Raw genomic sequence first — 22,034 nt, forward strand, 5'->3', positions numbered from 1 at the left:
CGCGGCCGGCAGCCCGTCCGCACGCAGACGCGAAGGAGCCCCGGGCCGCCTGGACTACAGGAGGTGCCGGGGCTTCCGGTTGTTCGGTGGTCTAGCTCGCGGGGGACGGGCCCCCGCACCCCCAACTTCCAAACCGTCCGGGGTGGTCCGGACCGTGCCCGCTCTCGGTGGGTGGTCCAGGCCGTGCCCGAGCTGCCGGGCCGTGCGTGGTCAACCGTTGTGGTCGAGGGTGCCGAAACGAAGATCGCCAACCACACCCGCCAGGCCGTCCCCAGGCCGTCATAGGCCGCGAGTAGGCCGTCAAGCGCCGCCCAATGTTGCCCAGTGTGGACCAAGGTTGCCGTCTATCTGGCCAGCTCAGAAGCATGGTCAACACGCTGACCAGGGCCACGGCAATACTGTCAGACGCTAGTGGCAGTTTTGTGGCATGCGCCGTCCCCGCACCCCTCTCGCCGCGCGCCGCCGGGCCCGGGGCCTCAGCCAGGAGACCCTCGCCGAGCGGCTCGGGGTCGACCGGTCCACAGTGGCGCGGTGGGAGGATGCGCGGACCGTGCCGCAGCCGGGGTTCCGGCCCGGGTTGGCGGCGGCGCTGGGCTGGTCCGCCGACGAGCTGCACGCGGCCCTGACGGAGCCCGGCCCCGCTGTCCCGACCGCCTCGGGAACGGAGGATCCGGTCCCGCCGGAGGGGGAGGCGGGCCTCCTCGACCTGCACGACCGGCTCTACGCCCTGGCCCGCCGCTACGACACCGTCCCCTCGGCCCGCCTGCTCGCCCCGGTCGCCGCCTGCCACCGCGAGGCCTCCGCCCTGGCCCGCACCCTCCGCGACCCGGCCCTCCTGCCCCGGGCGCGCACGGCCCTCGCGGAGGCCGCCATCCTCCTCGGCCGGGTCGTCTGGGACGCCTCCGCCCGCACGGAGCACACCACCGCCCTCGCCCACTTCGACCGGGCGGCGGCGATCGCCCGGGCGGCCGGCGACCCGGTCGCGGAGACCCACGCGCTGCTCCGCACCAGCTACGTCGCCCTCTACGGCCGGCACGACCCCGCCGCCGGGGCCGTCCTCGCCCGCCGCGCCGTGGCCAGCGCCCGGCACAGCCCGTCCCTGCGCGCCCTCGGCCTGCTGCACGTCGCGGAGGCGCACGCCACGCTCGGCGCGGCCCGCGACTGCGAGGCGACCCTCGACGCGGCGCACGGGCTGCTCGCCGACTTCGACGTGGACGACGTGGGCCGGTTCCTGCTCGGCCCGGTGCCGGGGCCCAGGCTCGCGGCGGTCTGCCACCTGCGGCTCGGCCACCCCGCCCGCGCCCGCGCGCTCCTGGAGGGCGCGGCAGACCTGCCGACGACCAAGACCACAACCCTCCTGTTGGGTACGCTGGCGCGCGCCCACGCCCGCGAGGGCCACCTCGACGCGGCGGTGGCCACCCTGCACCGGGCGCTGAGCCAGCTCGACGGGCACCGGGGCGCGGCCGGGCTCCAGGCGGTGCTGGGCGCCGTCCGCGACCTGGACCGCTGGCCCACCGACCCGGCCGTCGCCACCCTCCGCGATCATCTCGCCACGCTCCGCGCGGCTTGACCGTGCCGATCGCCGCGTCCGGCACGCGGCCGTAAGCCTCCGAGTTCTCTGCCGTGCGACGCCGCCCGGAGCCTGGTGACGTGGCCCGTGCGTGCCGTCGCGGGGTATACCGGTCGCCTTGACCGGGCGTTCCGCCGAAGCCTGGTGAGACGGCCCGTGCGCGCTGTCGCGGGGTAGGCCGTGCGCCTTGACCGAGTATTCCGCCCGAAGTTTGGTGGCGCGGTTTGTGCGCCTGGTCGTTGGGGGTGTGCCGTGTTGTTGGGGTGTGCCGTGCGCCCGTCACGCCCGGGGCCCGATCCCGGATCCGGTATCCGTTACTCGGTATCCGGCTCCGGCGAAGTCGGCGGCTCCGGGCGGGCGGGGTGCCGAAAACGTGCCACAAGCTGGGCGGCGGTTCCTCGGTACCCGGGAATGTCGGTGGCACCGGGTAGCCTGCTCTGCGTGCTGACTGTCTCCACCGTGAATGTCAACGGCCTGCGCGCCGCCTCCGGCAAGGGCTACCTCGAGTGGCTCGCCACCACGGGCGCCGACGTCGTCTGCCTGCAGGAGGTGCGCGCCGAGGCGCACCAGCTCGCCGACGAGGTCCGCGAACCCGAGGGCTGGCACACGTTCTACGCGCCCGCCGCCGCCAAGGGCAGGGCCGGTGTGGCCGTGCTCACCCGCCGCGAGCCCTTCGAACACCGGGTCGGCTTCGGCTCCACCGAGTTCGACGGCTCCGGCCGCTACCTGGAGGTCGACCTCCCCGGCGTCACCATCGCCAGCCTCTACCTGCCCTCCGGCGAGACCGGCACCGAGCGCCAGTCGGAGAAGGAACGCTTCATGGCGGAGTTCATCGACTACCTCGCCGGCCTGCGCAAACGTGCCGAGTCCGAGGGCCGCGAGGTGCTGGTCTGCGGCGACTGGAACATCGCGCACCGCGAGGAGGACCTGAAGAACTGGAAGACGAACAAGAAGACGGCCGGCTTCCTCCCGGAGGAGCGCGCCTGGCTCACCCGGCTGTACGACGAGGTGGGCTACGTCGACGTCGTCCGCAACGTGCACCCGGAGGGCCCGGGCCCGTACACCTGGTGGTCGTACCGGGGGAAGGCCTTCGACAACGACGCCGGCTGGCGGATCGACCTGCACGTGAGCACGCCCGGCCTGGCCGCCCGCGCGACCGCCGCCCGGGTGGAACGCGCGGAGAGCTACGAGGACCGCTGGTCGGACCACACCCCGGTCACGGTGACGTACGCCCCACAGAGTTAGAGCCCCGCGTGTGCCCCGGGGCGGCGGCGCGGTGTCGGGTCCGCGCCGCCGCCCCGGGCGACCGGGTGCCGCTCAGCTTCGTGCGGCGGGCGGGTGATCCGGGCCGTGGGCGGTGAAGCTGCCGTGCCGGCTCGCGCCGTGTTCGGCGGGCGGGTAGTCCGGGCCGTGGGCGGCGAAGCCGGGGTGCCGGCTCGCGTCGTGTGCGGCGTGCTGGTGATCCGGGCCGTGGGTGGCGCGAAGCTGGGGTGCCGCCCCGGTCCGCGTGCGGCGTGAAACTGGGGTGCCGCCCTGGTCCTCGTGCGGCGGGCAGGGCGTTCCGGGCCGTGGGCGGAGTGAAGCCGCGGTGCCGGCCCGGAGTCGTGTGCCCCGGGGGCGCGTGGTGATCCGGGCCGGGCGGTCAGCGGGTCAGGAGTTCGAGTTCTCGCAGTGGTCCTTGGCCGCGTAGACGACGCCGGTGGCGAGGTTGCGCAGCGGGTACACCCGGTTGGAGACGTAGAAGTCCGCCGACCAGACGATGTTGTCCCTGGTCCAGGTGTAGTTGTGCGTGATGACCGGCGAGCCGCCCAGGCTGCCCACGACCGACGCGCTCAACGACGGGGCGGACCGGACGGGCTGTCCCACACCGGCGGCCGTCACGTTGTAGAAGCAGTGGTTGGGGACCGCCGCCGAGGCCGCCGTGGGCACGGCGACGGCCGCCAGCGTGGCCGCGCCGGCGAGGGCGAGCGCCGCGAACCGGGAACGGGTAAGGACAGAAGTCATCATTGCCTCCTGGGTTGGGAACGCGGAACCTCCCGCGCCCCTCCAGCAGACCCCGCCGGCCCGCCGATCGGCACGCCGAACCGGGTTCACGAAGTGGACATGACCACTAGTTACGCGCTCCCGGGTGTCGGAGTGCCGCTCGTCCGCGCCGTGGTCGCGGACCCGGGCACGTAGAACGTGTCCGGTCCGGGGCGGGAGCACGTCTCCCGCCCCGGACCGGGGGTAGATCTGGGGGTCAGGGGCCGGTGGTCGGACCGCCGACCCGGCGCCGGTGGATCAGGAGGGCAGGGTCCAGTCGATCGGCTCGGCGCCCTGGGCGGCCAGCAGCTCGTTGGCCCGGCTGAACGGCCGCGAACCGAAGAAGCCCCGGTCGGCCGACATCGGGCTCGGGTGCACCGACTCCACACAGGGCGTCGAGCCCAGCAGCGGCTTGAGCCCCTGGGCGTCGCGGCCCCACAGGATCGCCACCAGCGGCTTGTCCCGGGCGACGAGGGCGCGGATCGCCTGGTCGGTGACCTTCTCCCAGCCCTTGTTCTTGTGCGCGCCCGGGTTGCGCGGCGCGGTGGTCAGGGACCGGTTGAGCAGCAGCACACCCTGCTCGGCCCACGGCGTCAGGTCACCGGTGGCGGGCTTGGGCAGGCCCAGGTCCGTCATGTACTCCTTGAAGATGTTGATCAGGCTCGGCGGGATCCTGCGCGTCTCGGGCGACACCGAGAAGCTCAGCCCGACGGCGTTGCCGGGGGTCGGATAGGGGTCCTGGCCGACGAGGAGGAGCCGGACGTTGTCCAGCGGCTGGGTGAAGGCGCGGAGGATGTTCTCCCCGGCGGGCAGGTAACTGCGCCCGGCGGCGATCTCCTCGCGGAGGAATTCACCCATCGCGGTGATGTTCGGCTGCACGGGCTCCAGCGCGGTAGCCCAGCCCGGATCGACGAGTTCGGTCAATGTTGCCACGCCACGAAACCTTAGTCGCCACCCCCGACAAAACCCTCTCCGGGCACCGAACTGCCCCCGTGCCAGCGACTATCCACCGACCACGGCCCGACAGCCACGCACCGTTCGCCATTGCTCGTTCGGCACGCGCCGTTCGTCGTGGCCTGTTCGGCAGGCATCAACCGCTCGGCGCAGCCGTCACGCACTGTTCGCCACGGTCGAACCGTCTCGGCCGAGCCCGCATGGACGGACCTTCGACGCCCTCGACGCCTCCGGCACTCCCGGCGCGGACGGTCCGGCGCGGCGCGGGGCAGAACGCGCCGCGCCGGCCCCCGCGTCCCGGCCCGGCCCGGCGACAATCCGGGGCGGCCCCCGAGACGGAGCCCGGCCCGGGCCGGCCCCGCGACGGAGGCCGGCCCGGTCGCCGGCTACGCGTTCTGCGCGGCGTTGTACAGGTTCGCGGCGTCCGCGCCGAAGTACGGGCCGAACATCCACGTGTTCGAGAAGCTGTACTTGAAGCTGTTCACCGAGTTCAGCAGCCCCGTGCCCGCGCTCTCGTTGAACTGCAGGAACCACGGCCCCCCGCTGGCCCCGCCCGTCATGTTGCAGGTCAGCCCGAGGTCCCCGGTCCCGAGGAACTCGTTGAACGCCTTGCCGCTGCAGTAGATGAGCCTGGTGCCGTCGTAGGGGGCGGCGGCCGGGTACCCGAACGCGTACATGTTCTGTTGTTTCGCCTGGTTGAATGCGATGCCCTGGGCTCCGACGACGTCGGTCAGGTACGCCCCGTTCAGGGTGCTGACGACGGCCGCGCCGATGTCGTAGCTGATGTTCTCGCTGGCGACCCACTGCGGGGTGGCCTGCAGGGCGCGGGCGCTCCACGTGCCGTAGGGGGTGGTGCCGTTGTTGTAGGCCGGCGCGAACACCCAGTTGGTGTGGAACGCGCCGTCGAGTTTCACGCAGTGCCCGGCGGTGATGACGGTGCTCTTGTTGGCGCTGGTCACGGCGTTGCCGGAGCAGGAGGCGGTCCGGCCCTGGTAGGTGAAGAACACCCGGCCGGCGGTCTTGACGATGTTCCCGGCCCCGGTCCAGGGGCCGCCGGACTGCGGGATCACGGTCGGGGCGACGGCGGACGGGGCGCCGGCGGCGACCTGGTGGGTCGGCGGGACGGCCACCCGGGGCGCGTCCATCGGGGCGGCGGCGCGCATCCGGTCGGGGGTCCAGAAGGTCCGCGCGGCCTGCTGGGACCGGTCGGTGACGAGGGTGTCGGCGGGGCGGGCCACGGCGGTGCCGGAGAACGCCACGACGCTGAGTCCGGTGGTGAGGAGGGCGGCGGCGGAACGCCACAGGGTGCGGTTCATGTGGTCTCACACTCCAACGGTCGAGAGGTGGTACCGGGTTCCGCCGAAGATAGTGGAAACTTCTCATGTTTTGCTAGTGATGAACTTCGATGCATGCTGAATGTGGCACAGCGCGGACCCTTGCGGGCCCCGGCTGTCACATAGGGAAAACCCTTGATTTGCGCGGCATCCTGCGCAGATGCGCGTCATCGGAGGACAACTTCGCGTCTGCCCCTTGACAGTGCATTATTCATAAATCTAAATCTGTGTAAGGCCTAACAGGCCCTGTTACATGAACCCCTCATCATGGAGCGTGAACATGACTCCCAAGAGCTTCCTGCGCGGTGTGCGGAACGTGACCATCGCTGTCGCGGTCGCGAGCAGCGCACTGCTCTTCGGTGGCGGCGCCGCCCAGGCCGCGCCCGCGGCCGCCCCGGCGCCCCTCGCCGTCCGGACCGTGGTCTACAACGCCAGCGGCGCCGGCCAGTACTCGGGCACCACCGACCAGGCCGCCGCCATCTGGAACCAGCGGGTCCCCAACCTGCGGCTCGTCAAGACCGGCACCCCCACGATCCGCGTCTACGTGACCAACAGCGGCGGCTCCCGCGCCTACGTCCAGGGTCTGGGCCGGGGCACCGTCTACATCGACACCACCCAGGTCAACCAGGGTCACAGCCCGCTGCGCATCCTCGCGCACGAGCTGGGCCACATCCTCGGCCTGCCGGACAACTACAACGGCAACTGCGCGATCCTGATGTCCGGCGGCAGCGCCGGCACGTCCTGCACCAACCCGAACCCGAGCACCTCCGAGGCGTCCCGCGTGAACTCGCTCTTCGCCTTCGCGCCGGCCCTCGCCGGTCGGGATGACACCTTCGTCGCCCCGGTGACCCGCATCTACTAGGAACGGTAAGTCCGGAGCCGCCGGTCCCACCACGACCGGCGGCTCCTCCGCGCCCTCAGCCCGGAACCGACACGCTCCCGCCGGACCCGACACGCGCCTGGCCAACGACGACACGCCCCCCGGCCGGCCACGACCGGCGCCCGGCCCGCGACGACGCGCGCCCGGCCCGCGACGAGGGGCCGGTCAGGCCTTCTTCTCCGGCCACAGCCAGTTGTTCAGGCACTCCCTGGGCTGCTGCGGGTACACCGGAGGACGCACGCACGGGTACGTCCCGGGCGGCGGGGTACCCGCCGGGGACGGTGGCTGGGTCCACACCGAGTCCGAGGGCGACGGCTTGGGCGACTCGGCCGGGTCGTCCGGTTCCGGGTTGATCACCGTGGTGCCCGACGGCGACGGCTGCGGCCAGACCGACGGCGGCACCGCCCCGGCCGGCCCACCGGCGGCCCCGGCGGCCAGCAGCGCCGCGATCAGCAGCCCCCCGCCTACAATGGCAACCAAACGTCGCATTACATCCCCCCTCGTCGGCCAGGTATGCCGGAGGGGATCATTGCGCGCCCGGCCGGGCGAATGTAAGGCTTCCCTCTGGCAAAGAAGGGCGTGTCCACAAGTGGACACCCGACGCGCCCGGTCAGCCGCCGGGCCGTCGGTGGGCCCCGCGGTGGGGGAGGGAACCGGTGTTCGAGCAGTTCGGAGTGTCCAGTGTGGCCGTGTCCGCCTACCGGATCCTCCTGGCCCACCCCACCACCGTCCCCGAACTCGAGGCGATGCTCGGCCCCGACGTCGCGGCCCGCGCGCTCGCCGAACTGGCCGAGCACGGACTGCTCAAACAGGTCCCCGGCCCCGAGGGCCCGGTGACGATCCTCGGCCCCGAGCGCGCCGTCGACCTGCTGATCGCCCGCGAGGAGGAGGCCCTGGAGGCCCGTCGCCAGGCGCTGTCCGGGCTGCGGGACTCCGCCGAGGGGCTGGTGTCGGAGTTCATCGGCGGCCGCAGCCGTACCGTCGAAGGGTTGATCGAGGAACTGCGCGGCCCGGACGCCGTGCGGTCCCGGATGCACCAGTTCTCCCGGAGCGCCCGGCGCCGGGTGTGGAGCGTCAACCCGGGGCCCGCGCTGCCGCCGATCGCGCTGGACGCCGGCCGGGCGATGTCGCAGCAGAGCCGGGCGCGCGGCGTGCACAGCCGGACGATCGTATCGGTCGCGGCGGCGGCGGATCCGGACATGGCGGACTTCCTGCGCGAGTGCGTGGCCGAGGGCGACGAGGTGCGGCTGCACCCCGACCCGCCGCTGCGCCTGCTGCTGGTCGACGAGGACGTGGCCCTGGTGCCGTACGACCCGGCGTGGCACGGCCACGGCGCGTACGTCCTGCACGGCCCCGCCCTGGTGCACCCGCTCACGACGGTCTTCGAGGTGCTGTGGCGCGAGTCGGAGCTGTTCGGACCGGTCGCCGAGCCGCTGGACGAGGCGGACGAGGCCCGGCTGCGCCAGGTCGTCGACGCGCTCGCCGCCGGGCAGAAGGACGAGGCGATCGCGCGCCGGCTCGGCGTGTCGGTGCGTACCGTCCGGAGGCTGATCTCCCTCGCGGTCGAGCGGCTGGGGGCGGAGAGCCGGTTCCAGGCGGGGGTGTTCGCGGTCCGCCGGGGCTGGGTCCGCCCCTGACCGCCCCCGGACCAGAGCCGCCTCCCGGCCGCGCGGGCCGGCCCTGAGAGCGCGGCCCGGCCCGCTCCGTGGACACATGGCTTGCCCCTGGCTGCGCGACCGGCCACGGGACCGCGACCCGGCCCGCCCCAGGACGCGCCGCCCGCGCCCGTCCCGCGCGCCCCGCCGACCGGGGATATCCCCGCGACCAGCCCCGACCCCCCGACTAGGCTGGTGATCATGGCTTCCGTGCTCTCCCTGAACATCGGCAGGATCATCCCGACCGAACACGCCGGCGTCGGCGAGACCGGCATCGACAAGCGCCCCGTGCCCGGCCCGGTGGCCGTGGCCGCCCCCGGCCCCAAGGGCGTCGGCGGCAGCGGCCTGGCCGGCGACCGGATCCGCGACCTGCGCCACCACGGCGGCGACGACCAGGCGGTCTACGCGTACGCCCGCGAGGACCTCGACGTCTGGGCCGCCGAACTGGGCCGGGAACTGCGCGACGGCGTGTTCGGCGAGAACCTGACCACGACCGGCCTCGACGTGACCGGCGCGCTGGTCGGCGAGCGCTGGCGGATCGGCGCGGAGGTCGTGCTGGAGGTGACGTCCGCCCGGATCCCGTGCCGGACGTTCGCCGGCTGGCTGGGGGAGCGCGGCTGGGTGAAGCGGTTCACGGAACGCGGCGTCCCGGGGGCGTACCTGCGGGTGGTCGTGCCCGGGGAGATCCGGGCCGGCGACCCGGTCGAGGTGGTCCACCGGCCGGAGCACGACGTGACCGTGGGGACGGCGTTCCGGGCCATGACCACCGACCGCGACCTGCTGCCGAAGCTCCTGGAGGTCCGGGGACTGCACCCGGAGGCGCGGAAGCAGGCGCGGTCCGGCGGCACGATGGTCCTTGACGGGTCCTGACCGCCGCCCCGGAGCCGAGCAGCCGCCCGACCCGTGCTCCGAGCCTGAGCCGTGCCGTGCCGTGCCGTGCCCCGAGCCTGAGCCGACCCGCGCCCCGAGCCCGAGCCGCCGCCCGCACCGAGCAGTGCCGGCCCCGGGCCCTGCCCCGTCCCCGCCCATGACAACTGTCATGCCAAGATCATGACTCGCGGCCGAGGCCCACCCCGCCCCCTCCCGGCAGAGTCGAGGGCATGACAACGACAGCGACTGTCCAGGCCGGAACGGCCGTCAGTCTGACCGGACTGCACAAGCGCTACGGCGACCTCCGCGCCGTCGACGGCATCGACCTCACCATCGCCCCCGGCGAGGTCGTTGCCCTCCTCGGCCCGAACGGGGCCGGCAAGTCCACCACCGTCGACATGCTCCTCGGCCTGAGCCGGCCCGACGCGGGCGATGTCCGGATCTTCGGGAAGACGCCGCGCGAGGCGGTCCGGGCCGGCGTGATCGGCGCGATGCTCCAGAAGGACAACCTGCGGGCGAACGCCACGGTCCGCGAGACGATCGAGATCGTCGCCACCCTGCACGGCAAGCCCGGCCGGGTCGCCCCGACGATGGCGACGGTCGGCATCACCGACATCGCGAAGCAGAAGTGTGGCAAGCTGTCCGGCGGGCAGAAGCAGCGGGTCCGGTTCGCCCTGGCCATGGTCAGCGACCCCGATCTGCTGGTACTGGACGAGCCGACGGTCGCCATGGACGTCGAGATCCGCCGGCAGTTCTGGCGGTCGATGCGGGAGTACACCGACGCGGGTCGCACGGTGCTGTTCGCCACCCACTACCTGGAGGAGGCGGAGGAGTACGCCGACCGGGTCGTCCTGCTCCGCGCCGGCCGGGTGATCGCCGACGGCACCGTGGCGCAGGTCCGGTCCGCCGCGTCCGGTCGTACCCTCCGAGCGGTCGTTCCCGACGCCACCGAGGCCCAGCTCGCGGCCCTGCCCGGGGTCACCTCGCTGGAACTGCGCGACGGCCGCGCCGTCCTGAGCTGCGCGGACTCCGACGCGACCGTCCGTGCCCTGCTGCACCGCCACCCCGAAGCCCACGACATCGAGATCGCCGCTGTCAACCTCGAGGACGCGTTCCTCGCGCTCACCGGAGAGGACGCCCGATGAACTTCCGCTACCTGGCCATCGAGGCCCGCCTCGTACTCCGCAACAGCCGTTTCACGGTCTTCACGGTCGTGATGCCCTCGGTGCTGTTCCTCATCTACTGCGGCCTGTGGGCCAAGAACGGGGCCACCTACCCCGACGGCTCCCCGGTCGCCGCGTCCCTGATGGTCGCCATGGCCGGCTACGGTTCGATGGGCGCGGCCCTGTCTACCGGCGCGCAGATCGCCATGGAGCGCGGGATCGGCTGGCAGCGCCAACTGCGGCTCACCCCGATGTCGGGCGTGACGTACATGCTGACCAAGGGGCTGCTCGCCATGCTGATGGCGTTCCCGACCATCGCCCTGGTCTCGCTGCTCGGCGTCATCCAGGGCGTGGAGCTCGGCGGCGGCCAGTGGTTCCGGCTGATCTTCGGGCTGTGGCTCGCCGCCGCCCCGTTCGCGGTGCTCGGCATCATGATCGGCCAGTACGCCACCGTCGACAGCCTCCAGCCGATCGTCAGCGGCCTGATGATGGTGCTCGGCCTGCTCGGCGGCATGTGGATCCCGGCGCAGATCGTGCCGGACTGGATGCAGAACATCATGAAGATCACGCCGACGTACTGGCTCCGCGAGGTCGGCCAGGCCGCCTTCGCCCCGCACCCTGTGCTCGGCACGGCGGCGGCGGTCCTGGGCGGGTACGCCGTGCTGGCCGGTCTGCTGGCCGCCCGCCGGTACGTGACCGACACGGCCCGCGTCTAGTCTCCCGCTATGACGACTTCCACCCGCCCGGCGCCGGTACCCCCGGCGCCGGGCGCCGTGCGCGGCCCCCTCGGTCGGCGGGCCGGCGTCGTGATCACGGTGTTCTTCTCGCTGTTCCTGGTCTCGTTCGCGGTCGACGTCCTGCGCGCCGACGGCTCCACGGCCGCGAAGACCGCGCACCTGGCGGTCCTCGCCGTGTACGGCCTGAGCTACGGCTTCGGTGCGGTCCTGCTGTGGAACGCGGACCTGCGCCGCAAGCTGGCCCTCGTCGCCTGGCTGACCGTGCTGCTCGTCGCGCTGCTGGTCATCGGCGGGCTGGGCACGATGATGCTCGCGACGTACATCATCGGCCCGTTGTCCGTGATGTTCCCGTTCCGCTGGACGGTCGGCCTGGCGGGGGGCCTGCTCGCGGGCCTGCTGGTGGCGATGGTGGTCACCGGCCAGGAGGTGATGGGCGCGTGGCTGGGCCTGCTGGCCGTCGCGGCCTCGGTCGCGCTGATGGGCCGGCTGATGACCGTCAACCGGGAGCTGCACACCGCCCGGCACGAGCTGGCCGCGATGGCCGTGAGCGAGGAACGGGCCCGGGTCGCCCGGGACCTGCACGACGTCCTCGGCCACAGCCTGACCACGATCACGGTGAAGGCGGGCCTGGCCCGGCGGATCCTGGAGTCCGACCCGACCGGCGTGGACCGGGCCGTCGCCGAGATCGCCGACCTGGAACGGCTGTCCCGGCAGGCGCTGACGGAGGTCCGGGCGACGGTCTCCGGGTATCGGAAGGCCTCCCTGGCCGCCGAGCTCGCCGGCGCGAACGTGGCCCTGGCCGCCGCCGACATCGTGGCGGACCTGCCGCAGGCCGTGGACGACGTGCCGCCGGAGCTCCAGGAGTCCTTCGCGTACGTGGTGCGCGAGGGGGTCACCAACGTGCTGCGGCACTCGGGGGCGACCCGGTGTGGGATCCGGCTGGGGGCGAGCTGGGTGGAGGTCCGCGACGACGGCCCGGCCGAGGCGGCCACCGACGGGACCGCGCGTCCGACCGCCCTCCCCGGCAACGGCCTCACCGGCCTGCGCGAACGCCTCGCGGCCGTCGGCGGCACCCTCGACGCCGGCCCGCTCGCCGGCGGCGGTTTCATGATCAGGGCGTCCGTGGAGGAGAAGGCATGATCCGGGTACTGCTCGCCGACGACCAGGCGCTCGTCCGGGGCGCCCTGGCCGCGATGCTCAGCCTGGAGGCGGACATCGAGATCGTCGCCCAGGTGGCCTCGGGCGACGAGGTGCTGCCCGCCGCCCGGGAGACCCTGCCCGACGTGGCGCTCCTCGACGTCCAGATGCCCGGCAAGGACGGCCTGACCGCCGCCGCCGAACTGCACCGCGCCCTGCCGGCGGTCCGGATCGTCATCTGCACGACGTTCGGCCGCCCCGGGTACCTCGCCCGGGCCATGGCCGCCGGGGCCGTCGGCTTCGTGGTCAAGGACGCGCCCCCGGAGCAGCTGGTCGACGCGGTCCGCCGGGTGCACGCCGGCCTCCGGGTCGTCGACCCCGCCCTCGCCGCCGAGTCCCTGGCCACGGGCGCGAGCCCGCTCACCCCGCGCGAACACGAGGTCCTCCTCGCCGCGGTGGCCGGCGGCACGGTCTCCGACCTGGCCCGCACCCTGCGCCTCTCGGAGGGCACGGTCCGCAACCACCTGTCCTCGGCGATCGGCAAGACGGGCGCGCGCACCTCCCCGGAGGCGGCCCGGATCGCCGAGGAACGCGGCTGGCTCTGACCCCCAGATCAACCCCTTCCATCTGATTACGGTGAGCGGTCCCCGACACCTGAAGGCACTGCCCAGCACCAACCCGACCGGGCGCCCGCGCCACCGGCCCGCAAAGGCCCCGCCAACCGGTGCGGCCCGGCCGAACACCTGCCGCGAGGCCCCGCCCGGCCAGATGTCCCGAGCTGAACGGCCGCGAAAGGCCCAGCCCGGCGGGGCGGTCCGTGGCTGGCCGACCTCCGAAGCCCCACCCAACGGGGCGCCCGGCGCTGAACACCTAGCCGAGCCCCACCCAGCGGGGCGTCCGGCGCCGAACACCCAGCCGGCCCCCACCCAGCGAGCCAGTCCGGGGCCGCACCCTCCAAGCCCTCCCGGCAGGATGCCCCGGTGCCGAACGGCGAGCCCAGCCCCCACCCAACGGGGCGTCTCGGCGCCACCCCTTGAGCCCCCTCGAAGCGCCGCTCGGGGGGTGGGCAGCCCCCTGAACGATCGGTAGGCTCCGCCCCATGACCTACTCCATCGTCGCCCGCTCGGCCGACGGCTCCGCGCTCGGCGTGGCCGTGGCCAGCAAGTTCCTCGCCGTCGGCATGGCCGTCCCCGCCGCCGAGGCCGGAGTCGGCGCCCTGGCCACCCAGGCGTACGCGAACCTGGCGTACCGCCCCCAGGGCCTCGCGCTGCTCCGCACCGGGCTGGCCGCCGCCGACGTCGTCGCGGGCCTGACCGCCGCCGACCAGGGCCGCGCGGACCGCCAGCTCGGGGTGGTGACGCCGACGGGCGACGGGGCCACGTACACCGGTGCGGGGTGTTTCGACTGGGCCGGCGGCCTGGCCGGAGACGGTTACGCCGTCCAGGGCAACATCCTCACCGGCCCGGAGGTGGTCGCCGAGATGGAACGGTCCTGGCTGGGCAGCGCGGACCTGCCGTTCCCGGAGCGGCTGCTGCGCGCCCTGGCGGCGGGCGAGGCGGCCGGCGGGGACAGCCGGGGCCGGCAGAGCGCGGCGCTGTACGTCGTCTCCCCGGGCGGCGGCTACGGCGGCCTGAGCGACGTGGCCGTGGATCTGCGGGTGGACGACCACCAGGACCCGGTGGCCGAGCTGGCCCGGCTGTACGTGCTGCACGACCAGCTGTTCGGGCACGCCGACCCGGAGTCGCTGCTGCCCCTGGAGGGCGCGGTGGCCGAGGAGGTCGCGACCCGCCTGACCGCCCTCGGGTACGCCGTGGACCGGGGCCTGGACGCCGGGCTCGCGGCCTGGGCGGGCTCGGCGAACATGGAGGAGCGCCTGGTGGAGGGCAGGATCGACCCGGTCGTGCTGGAGGTACTCCGCGCAGGTTAGGGTCTGGTAATGGTTCAGCGCTTCCTGTATGGTTCAGGCGTGCTGACCGCTGAGACCCATCTCGACGCCATGACCCGGATCGGCCGGGCCCTCGCGGACGAGACCCGGTGCCGCATCCTCGTGGAGCTGGCCGCCGCCCCGGCCTACCCGAGCGAGCTGGCCGACCGGCTCGGGGAGTCCCGGTCGAAGATCAGTAACCACCTGTCCTGTCTGCGGGGCTGTGGCCTCGTCGTCGCCTCGTGGGAGGGCCGCAAGGTCCGCTACGAGATCGCCGACCCCCGGCTCACCCACGCCCTCGGCGACCTGCTCGGCGTCGTCCTCGCCGTGGAACCCCACCCCGAGGCCGACGGCCCGCACCCGACGCCAGACGGGCCGCACCCGACGCCAGACGGGCCGCACCCGACCGCCGACGGACCGGGCCCCGTGGTGGACCACCCGCACCCGACGGCCGATCTCCGGCACCCGGCCGCCGTCGACGCCCACCGCCCCGGACACGTCACGCCGCACCGCCTGCCCCGCTCGCTCCCGGGCGCGCCCCTTCCCGTAGCCGCCGAGCCCGCCGGGCTCCACCCCGCAGACCAGGACGCCCGATGAGCCACGACCACTCCCACGGCCACGGCCATTCCCACTCGCACGGCGTCTCCGCCGACGCCGACCGCCGCTGGCTCACCATCGCCCTCGTCCTGATCACCGGCTTCATGGCCGTCGAGGTCGTCGTCGGTCTCGTGGCCCAGTCCCTCGCCCTGATCTCCGACGCCGCGCACATGCTCACCGACGCGGCCGCGATCGTCCTGGCGCTGATCGCGATGCGGCTCGCGGCCCGGCCGCCGCGCGGCGGGTACACCTTCGGGCTGAAGCGGGCGGAGATCCTCTCGGCGCAGGCGAACGGCCTGAGCCTGCTCCTGCTCGGCGCCTGGCTGGCGTACGAGTCCATCGAGCGCCTGATCGACCCGCCCGAGGTCAAGGGTGGTCTGATGCTGGTCACCGCGCTGGCCGGCATCGTGGTCAACGTCGCGGCGGCGTGGTGCCTGAGCAAGGCGAACCGGTCGAGCCTCAACGTCGAGGGCGCGTTCCAGCACGTCCTCAACGACCTGTTCGCGTTCATCGCCACCGCCGTCGCGGGCCTGGTCGTGCTGCTCACCGGCTTCACCCGGGCCGACGGGATCGCCACCCTGATCGTGGTGGCCCTGATGGTGAAGGCCGGTGTGGGCCTGCTCCGCGAGTCCGGCCGGATCCTGCTGGAGGCCGCCCCCGCCGGGTTGGACCCGGAGGCGCTGGGCGCGGAACTCGCCGCCGTCAAGGGGGTCGCCGAGGTGCACGACCTGCACGTCTGGCAGATCACCTCGGGGCAGCCGGCGCTGTCGGCGCACATCCTGGTCGACCGGGGCGGCGACTGCCACGCCGTGCAGGCCGAGATCGAGGTGCTGCTCCGCGAGGGCCACCACCTGGACCACACCACGCTCCAGGTGGACCACGCGGCGGCCGAGGGCCACTGCCTGGAACCCCACGGCCAGGTGTACCGGTCGGTCTGACCTCCCGACGGCCCGCTCTTCGGGCAGGATGGGGTCATGTGCGGCAGGTACGTGTCCCGGCTCGCCCCCGAGGCGATCGTCGAGGAGTTCGGCGTCGACCGGGTCGCCGTGTCCGAGGTGCTGGAGCCCGACTTCAACGTGGCCCCCACCAAGCAGGTGTACGCGGTCCTCGACCGGATCCACGAGGACCACCCGGAGCGCCAGCTGCGTTCGGTCCGCTGGGGCCTCGTCCCGTCCTGGGCGAAGGACGTCAACATCGGCCGCAAGCTGATCAACGCGCGGCTGGAGTCGGCGGATGAGAAGCCGGCGTACCGCAAGGCCTGGGAGAAGCGCCGCGCGATCCTCCCGGCGGACGGCTTCTACGAGTGGACCCCGGAGAAGACCCCGTTCTACCTGCACCGCCCCGACGACGGCGTCCTCGCGCTGGCCGCCCTCTACGAGCTGTGGCGCGACCCGGCGCTGCCGAAGGACGACCCCGACGCGTGGCTGTGGTCGGCCGTCGTGCTGACCACGGTCGCCACCGACGAGGCGGGCAAGGTGCACGACCGCGCGCCGCTCGTCGTCCCCGCCGCCGCGTACGACGCCTGGCTGTCCCCGGCCGGCCACGACTCCGACGCGCTGCGCGCCCTGCTGGTACCGGCGACGAGCCTGGTGGTCGCGGACGAGGTGTCGCGCGAGGTGAACAACGTCCGCAACAACGGCCCGTCCCTGATCACCCGCGTCGCCTGACCCGGGAGCGGCCCTCCCGCGCACCGTCCCGCGCCGCCCGACAGCCGACGGCGTGGTCCGGTCCGCATCCCCGCTGCTCCCGGCGGAACCGTGGTGGCCCCGCGTCGCCTGACCCGCGGCCCGCCCGTCCGCCGCCGGTCGCCCACCGTTCCGCCGCCGTTCGGATCCCGTACGTTGTTGTCTATAGTGGACAAATAACACGATGCGTGCATGACGCGAACCCTCGCCCGCCTCGCCACCCTGCTCACCGCCGCCCTCGCCGGCACCCTGCTCGCCACCCCCGCCTGGGCCGACACCGTCTCCCAGCCGCTGCGCACCGCCGTCGCCGGCCTGCCGGTCGCCGCCGAGGTCCGCACCGGCTACAACCGGGACCTGTTCCCGCACTGGGTGGACGCCGACAGCGACGGCTGCAACACCCGTTACGAGGTACTCATCGCCGAGGCCACCACGACCCCCTCGGTCGGCTCGGGCTGCGCCCTGTCCGGCGGCCGCTGGTACTCCTACTACGACGGCGCCTCCTGGACCAACCCCGCCGACCTGGACATCGACCACTTCGTGCCGCTCGCGGAGGCCTGGGACTCCGGCGCACGGAGCTGGACCACGGCGCGCCGCCAGCTGTTCGCCAACGACCTGGGCGACGTGCGCTCGCTGGTCGCGGTGACCGACAACGTCAACCAGGCGAAGGGCGACCAGGACCCGGCGACCTGGATGCCGCAGCTGGAGAAGTGCCGCTACGTCGGCGAGTGGGTCGCGGTCAAGCTGCGCTGGCGGCTGACCGTGGACTCCGCCGAGAAGTCGGCCCTGACCACCCTGGCCAACGGCTGTTCGAACGTCACGATCACGGTCACCCGCGCCTTCTAGTCCACGGGCGGTCCGCGCCGCGACCCGCGCCGCGCGCCACCCGGCCACGCGGACGGTCCACGTCGATCCTGTGTGGACTGCCCAGGTCAGTACCCGAAAAGGGGCCGTTCCGGATCTTCCGGGGCGGCCCCCGTGTAGCAAAGCCGACAGCGCGTTGTGACCTTGGCGTGACAGTGGGACCCTCCAGTCAACCATCGTCAGATGTCGATTGGATGAACTCCATGCGCGCTAGATCCTTGATAGTCGCCCTGCTGGTCGCGGTGTGCGGCGCGGTGCTCGGGCCGGTCGCCCCGGCCCAGGCCGCCACCGCCGACCAGTGGGGCTTCGCCCTCGTCGACAACCCCACCGTCCCCCTCTTCACCACCCTCAACACCAGCCGCCAGTGGGGTACGTGGAAGACCGCGTTCCCGGCCAGCTGGGCGTCCGGCGGCAAGCTCGCGACGGGCCGGTTCCGGGTGAAGTTCCCGAACATCGGTACCCCCAAGGGCTTTGTGCACGTCACGCCCGTGAACCGGACCGGCAACTACTGCGAGATCGTGTTCTGGACGCCCTCGGGCGCCGACGAGATCGTGGACGTGCAGTGCCACAAGCCGGGCGGCGCGGCCGACGACACCCCGTTCACCGTGCTGTGGAGCGTCAGTTCCGGGGTGCTGCCGAGCAGCCAGCCGGGCAGCCACGCGTACCTGCGCTACGGCACCGCCGGCATCACCGACTCCTACAACTCCACCGGGCTCGGCGCGGCGGGCGGCCCGACCGGGGTCGGCCAGTACACGTTCAAGCTCTACGGGGTCGGCCTCGCCACGATGCTCTCCGGCAACCTCCAGGCCACGGCCATCCAGCCGAACGCGGCCCCCCGCCGGTGCAACATCTACAAGTGGAGCTTCTCGGGCACCGACATCCTGGCCACGGTGTACTGCTACAACCAGGCCGGCGCCCTGACGAACTCCGAGTTCACCCTGTCCTACCACCGGGAACGCACGGTGCTGGGCTCCTTCGCCCCGCCGAAGTACTTCGGGTACGTGTGGAGCGCCGGCAACGTCGGGCAGACGAACTTCAACTACCCGACCGCGCTGAACGCCAACACGATCGGCGCGACGATCCCGGTCGGCCGGTACATCGTGAAGTACCCGAACCTGGGCGTGAAGGAGACCACCGCCCAGCTCACGGCCAACAGCCCGACGTCCAACTACTGCAACCTGACGTCGGCGTGGAGCTACGCGGGCGTGGACGCGGTCGTGGACGTGATCTGTTTCGACAACGCCGGCAACCCCAAGGCGGAGGTGTTCCTGTCCACGTTCACGTCCCGGATCTGACCCGGGCCGGCCACGGCGGGGCCCGGCCACGGCGGGGCCCGGCCACGGCGGGGCCCGGCCACGGCGGGGCCCGGCCACGGCGGGGCCCGGCCACGGCGGGGCCCGGCCACGGCAGGGCCCGGCTCCCGGCCGGAACCCGGGGCGCGGTCCTCGACCACCGCGCCCCGACCCGAGTCCGACGCGGCCCCGGAGGTGCGATCCGGGGCCGCGTCCCGGCGGGTTACACCTTCCCCCGATGTGACCTGAGACACCATACTGATGAGTAATCGTCGACCCTGGGGGTTCCGTTATGCGCAGTACGATGCAGGATGTCCCGCTCAACCTCTCCCGGCTCCTGGAATACGGCGGCACCGTGCACGGCACCGCCCGCCTCCTCACCGCCGAGCCGGGCGGCTACCGGGAGTCCAGCTACGCGCACGTCGCCGCGAACGCCGCCCGCCTCGCGCACGCCCTGGCGGAGCTCGGGATCGGCGAGGGCGACCGGGTCGCCACGTTCATGTGGAACAACCAGGAACACGTCGAGGCGTACTACGCGGTGCCCTGCATGGGCGCGGTCCTGCACCCGCTGAACATCCGGCTGCCCGCCGACCAGATCCTCTACACCGCCCGGCACGCCGAGGACCGGGTCGTCATCGTCGACAACTCCCTGCTGCCCGGCTTCGTCAAGCTCCTCCCGCACCTGCCCGGCATCGAACACGTCATCGTCAACGGCGCGTTCGAGCAGCCCGAGGGCCAGAACTTCCACCTGTACTCGGAGCTGATCGCCGACCGCCCCGACACGTACCCGTGGCCGGTGCTGGACGAGAACACCGCCGCCGCGATGTGCTACACCTCCGGCACCACCGGCGAACCCAAGGGCGTGGTCTACAGCCACCGCTCCATCTACCTGCACTCGATGGCCAGCGTCATGCCGGACGTCTTCGCCATCTCCTCCCGCGACCTGATCCTGGGCATCGTGCCCCAGTTCCACGTGCTGGCCTGGGGCCTGCCGTACTCGGCGTTCCTGGCCGGCGCGAGCCTCGCCATGCCGGACAGGTTCCTCACCCCCGAACCGCTGGCCGCGTTCATCGCCGCCACCCGCCCGAACAAGGCCGGCGGCGTGCCCACCATCTGGCAGGGCCTGCTCCAGCACGTGGAGGCCACCGACGGCGACCTGTCCTGCATCACCGAGGCGATCATCGGCGGCTCGGCCTGCCCGCCCAGCCTGATGGAAGCCTACGACCGGCACGGCGTCACCCTGCTGCACGCCTGGGGCATGACGGAGATGTCCCCGCTGGGCTCCCTGGCCCGCGCGCCGCTGGGCACCCCCGACGACCAGGTGATGGCGTACCGCCTCACCCAGGGCCGGTTCCACGCCGGCGTCGAGGCCCGCCTCCTCGGCCCGAACGGCGAGATCCTGCCGCACGACGGCGCCAGCGTCGGCGAACTCCTCGTCCGCGGCCCCTGGATCACCGCCGGCTACTACAAGGGCGAGGTGTTCCCCGACGGCTGGCTCCGCACCGGCGACGTCGGCCGGATCAGCCCCGACGGCTTCCTCACCCTGACCGACCGCTCCAAGGACGTCATCAAGTCCGGCGGCGAGTGGATCTCCTCCGTGGAACTGGAGAACCACATCATGGCCCACCCGGCCGTCCTCGAAGCGGCCGTGGTCGGCGTCCCCGACGACAAGTGGGGCGAGCGCCCGCTGGCGACGGTCGTGTTCCGCGACGACGCGGCCGTGTCCTTCACCCAGCTGCACGCCTTCCTCGCCGAGCGCCTGCCGCGCTGGCAGCTCCCGGAGCGCTGGACCCTCCTCGAGGAGGTCCCCAAGACCTCGGTCGGCAAGTTCGACAAGAAGCAGATCCGCGCCCGCCACGCCTCCGGCGACCTGAAAATCGAAACCCTCTAACCCCTTTTTCAATTACGAGGCACGGCCACCCCATCTGACGTTGCCCGCCCCACCGCCGCCCCGCCGCCCCTCGAAGTAGCCGGGGCGGCGGTGGTCCCAGCTGGCCCGACCGACGTCGCCGGCCTCGTGGGCTGTCGACAAGGGAGGGGCGGACGTAGGCTCGGTGGATGGCGTACCTCGGGCAGCGCATCCGGTACTGGCGTCGCGTTCGCGGCGGGATGACCCAGGAGGTCCTGGCGGGCCTGACGGGCTGTTCGCAGTCCTACATCTCGAAGGTCGAACAGGGCGTCAAGACGGTCGACCGGCGGGCGACCCTGGTCGCGATCGCCAACGCGCTGGACATCACGGTTGCCCAGCTCCTCGACCAACCCGGCGACCCCGCCGATCCGCGCAGGTCCCAGGCCGTCGCGGCGGTGCCTGCCATCCGGGTCGCGGTCGCCGAACTCCTGCACGGTGAACGCCGCCCAGCCAGGCGCACCGCCGAGGAGACCCGCGCGGCGGCCAGTCACGTGATGGCGCTGCGGCAGGCCTGCGACTTCGGGGGCTTCGCGCCATTGCTCCCAGACCTCTTGCATGATCTCGCCTGGGCAGGACCGGCGGACCTCGCCGAGGGCGCCTACCTGACCTCGTCGCTGCTGCGCGCGATCGGCTACCGGGACCTCGCCTGGCACGCCGCCGAGCTGTGCGTCCGGGCCGCCGAGAACTCGGGCGACCCCGCATGGGTCGGGGTCGCCCGGCACACCCTGGCGCACGCCATGCCGATCGAGGCCCGCGCCTCCGCCACCCTCGCCGAGAACGCCGCCAACGCCCTCCAGGCCCACACCGCCGACCCGATGGCCCGTCGGGCCTACGGCATGCTGCACCTGTCCGCCGCGTTCCTGTCGACCGTCACGCACCGCCCCACGGACACGGCCGCACACCTCGCCGAGGCCGAACGCGAGGCCCGGACCCTGGGCGAACCGACCGGCCCCGGCACGCACTTCTCCTTCGGGCCGACCAACATCGTCCTGTGGCGGATGGCGGTCGCCCTGGAGTCGGGCGAACCCGACCGGGCGCTGGAACTCGCGGACCAGGTCCACCCCGGGGCACTACCGCACAAGGACCGGGCCTGCACCTACCACCTGGACCGCGGACGCGCGCTGGCCGCGACAGGTCGACGGGATCGGCAGGCGCTCGCCGCGTTCCTGGACGCCGAGCGGGCGGCCCCGCAGTTCTTCCGGCTGTCGACGGTCGCCCGCGACGAGGTGTCCGCGATGGTTCACCGGGCGCGCCGCAGGACCGTCGACTCCGATCTGCGCAGGGTCGCCTCCCGGTTGGGTGTCTATGACCTGGCGGAATAATCCTTCGCCCGACTTCTCGTAGTTTCTCCGTCACGGGCTGATTCCCAGGCCGTGTGGGTGCGGCGGGAGTCCGATCGAACTTCCCCGGTCTCGGACTCCTGCCGCCCCTCCTAGACGGAGGA

The 22,034-nt window shown here is 73.0% G+C and carries 20 protein-coding genes and 1 pseudogene; 17 read left to right on the forward strand and 4 right to left on the reverse strand.

All coding sequences use genetic code 11. The annotated features are described in order from the left end of the window. Positions 1 to 427: 427 nt before the first annotated feature. Positions 428 to 1,570: a helix-turn-helix transcriptional regulator gene (locus AB0M43_RS22215; protein ID WP_363727534.1), complete on the forward strand. Its 1,143-nt coding sequence runs from the start codon at positions 428 to 430 to the stop codon at positions 1,568 to 1,570. 441 nt (positions 1,571 to 2,011) lie between these two features. Then, on the forward strand, positions 2,012 to 2,815 hold the full coding sequence (locus AB0M43_RS22220; RefSeq protein WP_363727536.1) for an exodeoxyribonuclease III: 804 nt from the start codon (positions 2,012 to 2,014) through the stop codon (positions 2,813 to 2,815). Between the two features lie 405 nt (positions 2,816 to 3,220). On the opposite strand, the gene AB0M43_RS22225 is transcribed toward AB0M43_RS22220, so the two are convergent. From AB0M43_RS22225 to AB0M43_RS22235, 3 genes are all read right to left on the reverse strand, one after another. Next, positions 3,221 to 3,574 carry a hypothetical protein gene (locus AB0M43_RS22225; protein ID WP_363727538.1) on the reverse strand — a complete coding sequence of 118 codons (354 nt, stop codon included), beginning with the start codon at positions 3,572 to 3,574 and terminating at the stop codon, positions 3,221 to 3,223. A gap of 276 nt (positions 3,575 to 3,850) precedes the next feature. Then, positions 3,851 to 4,525 carry a uracil-DNA glycosylase gene (locus AB0M43_RS22230; protein ID WP_363727540.1) on the reverse strand — a complete coding sequence of 225 codons (675 nt, stop codon included), beginning with the start codon at positions 4,523 to 4,525 and terminating at the stop codon, positions 3,851 to 3,853. A 407-nt stretch (positions 4,526 to 4,932) separates the two neighbouring features. Then, a complete protein-coding gene (locus AB0M43_RS22235) occupies positions 4,933 to 5,862 on the reverse strand; it encodes a peptidase (RefSeq protein WP_363727542.1) in 930 nt (309 codons plus the stop codon). A 298-nt stretch (positions 5,863 to 6,160) separates the two neighbouring features. Here AB0M43_RS22235 and AB0M43_RS22240 point away from each other — a divergent pair, with 298 nt between their 5' ends. Further along, positions 6,161 to 6,742: a snapalysin family zinc-dependent metalloprotease gene (locus AB0M43_RS22240; RefSeq protein ID WP_363727544.1), complete on the forward strand. Its 582-nt coding sequence runs from the start codon at positions 6,161 to 6,163 to the stop codon at positions 6,740 to 6,742. Between the two features lie 183 nt (positions 6,743 to 6,925). Here the strand turns inward: AB0M43_RS22240 and AB0M43_RS22245 are convergent, their stop codons facing one another. Beyond that, complete coding sequence (locus tag AB0M43_RS22245; protein WP_363727546.1) at positions 6,926 to 7,240, reverse strand: hypothetical protein; 315 nt, start codon at positions 7,238 to 7,240, stop codon at positions 6,926 to 6,928. A gap of 176 nt (positions 7,241 to 7,416) precedes the next feature. Between AB0M43_RS22245 and AB0M43_RS22250 the strand changes: the two genes are divergently transcribed. From AB0M43_RS22250 to AB0M43_RS22315, 14 genes and pseudogenes are all read left to right on the forward strand, one after another. Further along, on the forward strand, positions 7,417 to 8,397 hold the full coding sequence (locus AB0M43_RS22250) for a helix-turn-helix transcriptional regulator (protein ID WP_363727548.1): 981 nt from the start codon (positions 7,417 to 7,419) through the stop codon (positions 8,395 to 8,397). Between the two features lie 219 nt (positions 8,398 to 8,616). Continuing rightward, complete coding sequence (locus tag AB0M43_RS22255; protein ID WP_363727550.1) at positions 8,617 to 9,285, forward strand: MOSC domain-containing protein; 669 nt, start codon at positions 8,617 to 8,619, stop codon at positions 9,283 to 9,285. A gap of 230 nt (positions 9,286 to 9,515) precedes the next feature. Further along, positions 9,516 to 10,430, forward strand: coding sequence for an ABC transporter ATP-binding protein (locus AB0M43_RS22260; RefSeq protein WP_363727552.1), 915 nt, complete (start codon positions 9,516 to 9,518; stop codon positions 10,428 to 10,430). Further along, complete coding sequence (locus AB0M43_RS22265; protein WP_363727554.1) at positions 10,427 to 11,164, forward strand: ABC transporter permease; 738 nt, start codon at positions 10,427 to 10,429, stop codon at positions 11,162 to 11,164. The genes AB0M43_RS22260 and AB0M43_RS22265 overlap by 4 nt, the downstream gene beginning before the upstream one ends. A 9-nt stretch (positions 11,165 to 11,173) precedes the next feature. Beyond that, a complete protein-coding gene (locus tag AB0M43_RS22270) occupies positions 11,174 to 12,325 on the forward strand; it encodes a histidine kinase (RefSeq protein WP_363727556.1) in 1,152 nt (383 codons plus the stop codon). Beyond that, entirely contained in the window at positions 12,322 to 12,927 is a 606-nt protein-coding gene (locus AB0M43_RS22275; protein WP_363727558.1) for a response regulator transcription factor, read from the forward strand. Before AB0M43_RS22270 ends, AB0M43_RS22275 begins: the two co-directional genes overlap by 4 nt. A gap of 494 nt (positions 12,928 to 13,421) precedes the next feature. Further along, positions 13,422 to 14,249 (forward strand): DUF1028 domain-containing protein, encoded by an 828-nt coding sequence (locus AB0M43_RS22280; RefSeq protein ID WP_363727560.1) that lies wholly within the window; start codon positions 13,422 to 13,424, stop codon positions 14,247 to 14,249. Positions 14,250 to 14,318: 69 nt separating this feature from the next. Further along, a pseudogene (locus AB0M43_RS22285) lies at positions 14,319 to 14,597 on the forward strand (metalloregulator ArsR/SmtB family transcription factor); the annotation flags it as partial. 242 nt (positions 14,598 to 14,839) lie between these two features. Continuing rightward, on the forward strand, positions 14,840 to 15,781 hold the full coding sequence (locus tag AB0M43_RS22290; protein ID WP_363727562.1) for a cation diffusion facilitator family transporter: 942 nt from the start codon (positions 14,840 to 14,842) through the stop codon (positions 15,779 to 15,781). A gap of 36 nt (positions 15,782 to 15,817) precedes the next feature. Further along, positions 15,818 to 16,510 (forward strand): SOS response-associated peptidase, encoded by a 693-nt coding sequence (locus AB0M43_RS22295; protein WP_363727564.1) that lies wholly within the window; start codon positions 15,818 to 15,820, stop codon positions 16,508 to 16,510. Positions 16,511 to 16,720: 210 nt separating this feature from the next. After that, positions 16,721 to 17,371, forward strand: coding sequence for an HNH endonuclease family protein (locus AB0M43_RS22300; RefSeq protein ID WP_363727566.1), 651 nt, complete (start codon positions 16,721 to 16,723; stop codon positions 17,369 to 17,371). 221 nt (positions 17,372 to 17,592) lie between these two features. Beyond that, on the forward strand, positions 17,593 to 18,684 hold the full coding sequence (locus AB0M43_RS22305) for a hypothetical protein (RefSeq protein ID WP_363727568.1): 1,092 nt from the start codon (positions 17,593 to 17,595) through the stop codon (positions 18,682 to 18,684). Positions 18,685 to 18,973: 289 nt separating this feature from the next. After that, on the forward strand, positions 18,974 to 20,572 hold the full coding sequence (locus tag AB0M43_RS22310) for a long-chain fatty acid--CoA ligase (RefSeq protein WP_363727570.1): 1,599 nt from the start codon (positions 18,974 to 18,976) through the stop codon (positions 20,570 to 20,572). A gap of 167 nt (positions 20,573 to 20,739) precedes the next feature. Then, entirely contained in the window at positions 20,740 to 21,912 is a 1,173-nt protein-coding gene (locus AB0M43_RS22315) for a helix-turn-helix transcriptional regulator (protein ID WP_363727572.1), read from the forward strand. Positions 21,913 to 22,034 lie beyond the last annotated feature (122 nt).

It is taken from the genome of Longispora sp. NPDC051575 (genome assembly GCF_040681875.1).
In the GTDB taxonomy this organism is placed as follows: domain Bacteria; phylum Actinomycetota; class Actinomycetes; order Mycobacteriales; family Micromonosporaceae; genus Longispora.

What these genes read in the sequence shown, in the direction of transcription:
- AB0M43_RS22310 (WP_363727570.1), top strand. Translation starts at nt 18,974, where the DNA reads ATGCGCAGTACGATGCAGGATGTCCCGCTCAACCTCTCCCGGCTCCTG.
- AB0M43_RS22225 (WP_363727538.1), bottom strand. Translation starts at nt 3,574, where the DNA reads ATGACTTCTGTCCTTACCCGTTCCCGGTTCGCGGCGCTCGCCCTCGCC.
- AB0M43_RS22240 (WP_363727544.1), top strand. Translation starts at nt 6,161, where the DNA reads ATGACTCCCAAGAGCTTCCTGCGCGGTGTGCGGAACGTGACCATCGCT.
- AB0M43_RS22305 (WP_363727568.1), top strand. Translation starts at nt 17,593, where the DNA reads ATGCGCGCTAGATCCTTGATAGTCGCCCTGCTGGTCGCGGTGTGCGGC.
- AB0M43_RS22315 (WP_363727572.1), top strand. Translation starts at nt 20,740, where the DNA reads ATGGCGTACCTCGGGCAGCGCATCCGGTACTGGCGTCGCGTTCGCGGC.
- AB0M43_RS22255 (WP_363727550.1), top strand. Translation starts at nt 8,617, where the DNA reads ATGGCTTCCGTGCTCTCCCTGAACATCGGCAGGATCATCCCGACCGAA.
- AB0M43_RS22215 (WP_363727534.1), top strand. Translation starts at nt 428, where the DNA reads ATGCGCCGTCCCCGCACCCCTCTCGCCGCGCGCCGCCGGGCCCGGGGC.
- AB0M43_RS22235 (WP_363727542.1), bottom strand. Translation starts at nt 5,862, where the DNA reads ATGAACCGCACCCTGTGGCGTTCCGCCGCCGCCCTCCTCACCACCGGA.
- AB0M43_RS22260 (WP_363727552.1), top strand. Translation starts at nt 9,516, where the DNA reads ATGACAACGACAGCGACTGTCCAGGCCGGAACGGCCGTCAGTCTGACC.
- AB0M43_RS22275 (WP_363727558.1), top strand. Translation starts at nt 12,322, where the DNA reads ATGATCCGGGTACTGCTCGCCGACGACCAGGCGCTCGTCCGGGGCGCC.
- AB0M43_RS22295 (WP_363727564.1), top strand. Translation starts at nt 15,818, where the DNA reads ATGTGCGGCAGGTACGTGTCCCGGCTCGCCCCCGAGGCGATCGTCGAG.
- AB0M43_RS22270 (WP_363727556.1), top strand. Translation starts at nt 11,174, where the DNA reads ATGACGACTTCCACCCGCCCGGCGCCGGTACCCCCGGCGCCGGGCGCC.
- AB0M43_RS22265 (WP_363727554.1), top strand. Translation starts at nt 10,427, where the DNA reads ATGAACTTCCGCTACCTGGCCATCGAGGCCCGCCTCGTACTCCGCAAC.
- AB0M43_RS22280 (WP_363727560.1), top strand. Translation starts at nt 13,422, where the DNA reads ATGACCTACTCCATCGTCGCCCGCTCGGCCGACGGCTCCGCGCTCGGC.
- AB0M43_RS22290 (WP_363727562.1), top strand. Translation starts at nt 14,840, where the DNA reads ATGAGCCACGACCACTCCCACGGCCACGGCCATTCCCACTCGCACGGC.
- AB0M43_RS22300 (WP_363727566.1), top strand. Translation starts at nt 16,721, where the DNA reads ATGACGCGAACCCTCGCCCGCCTCGCCACCCTGCTCACCGCCGCCCTC.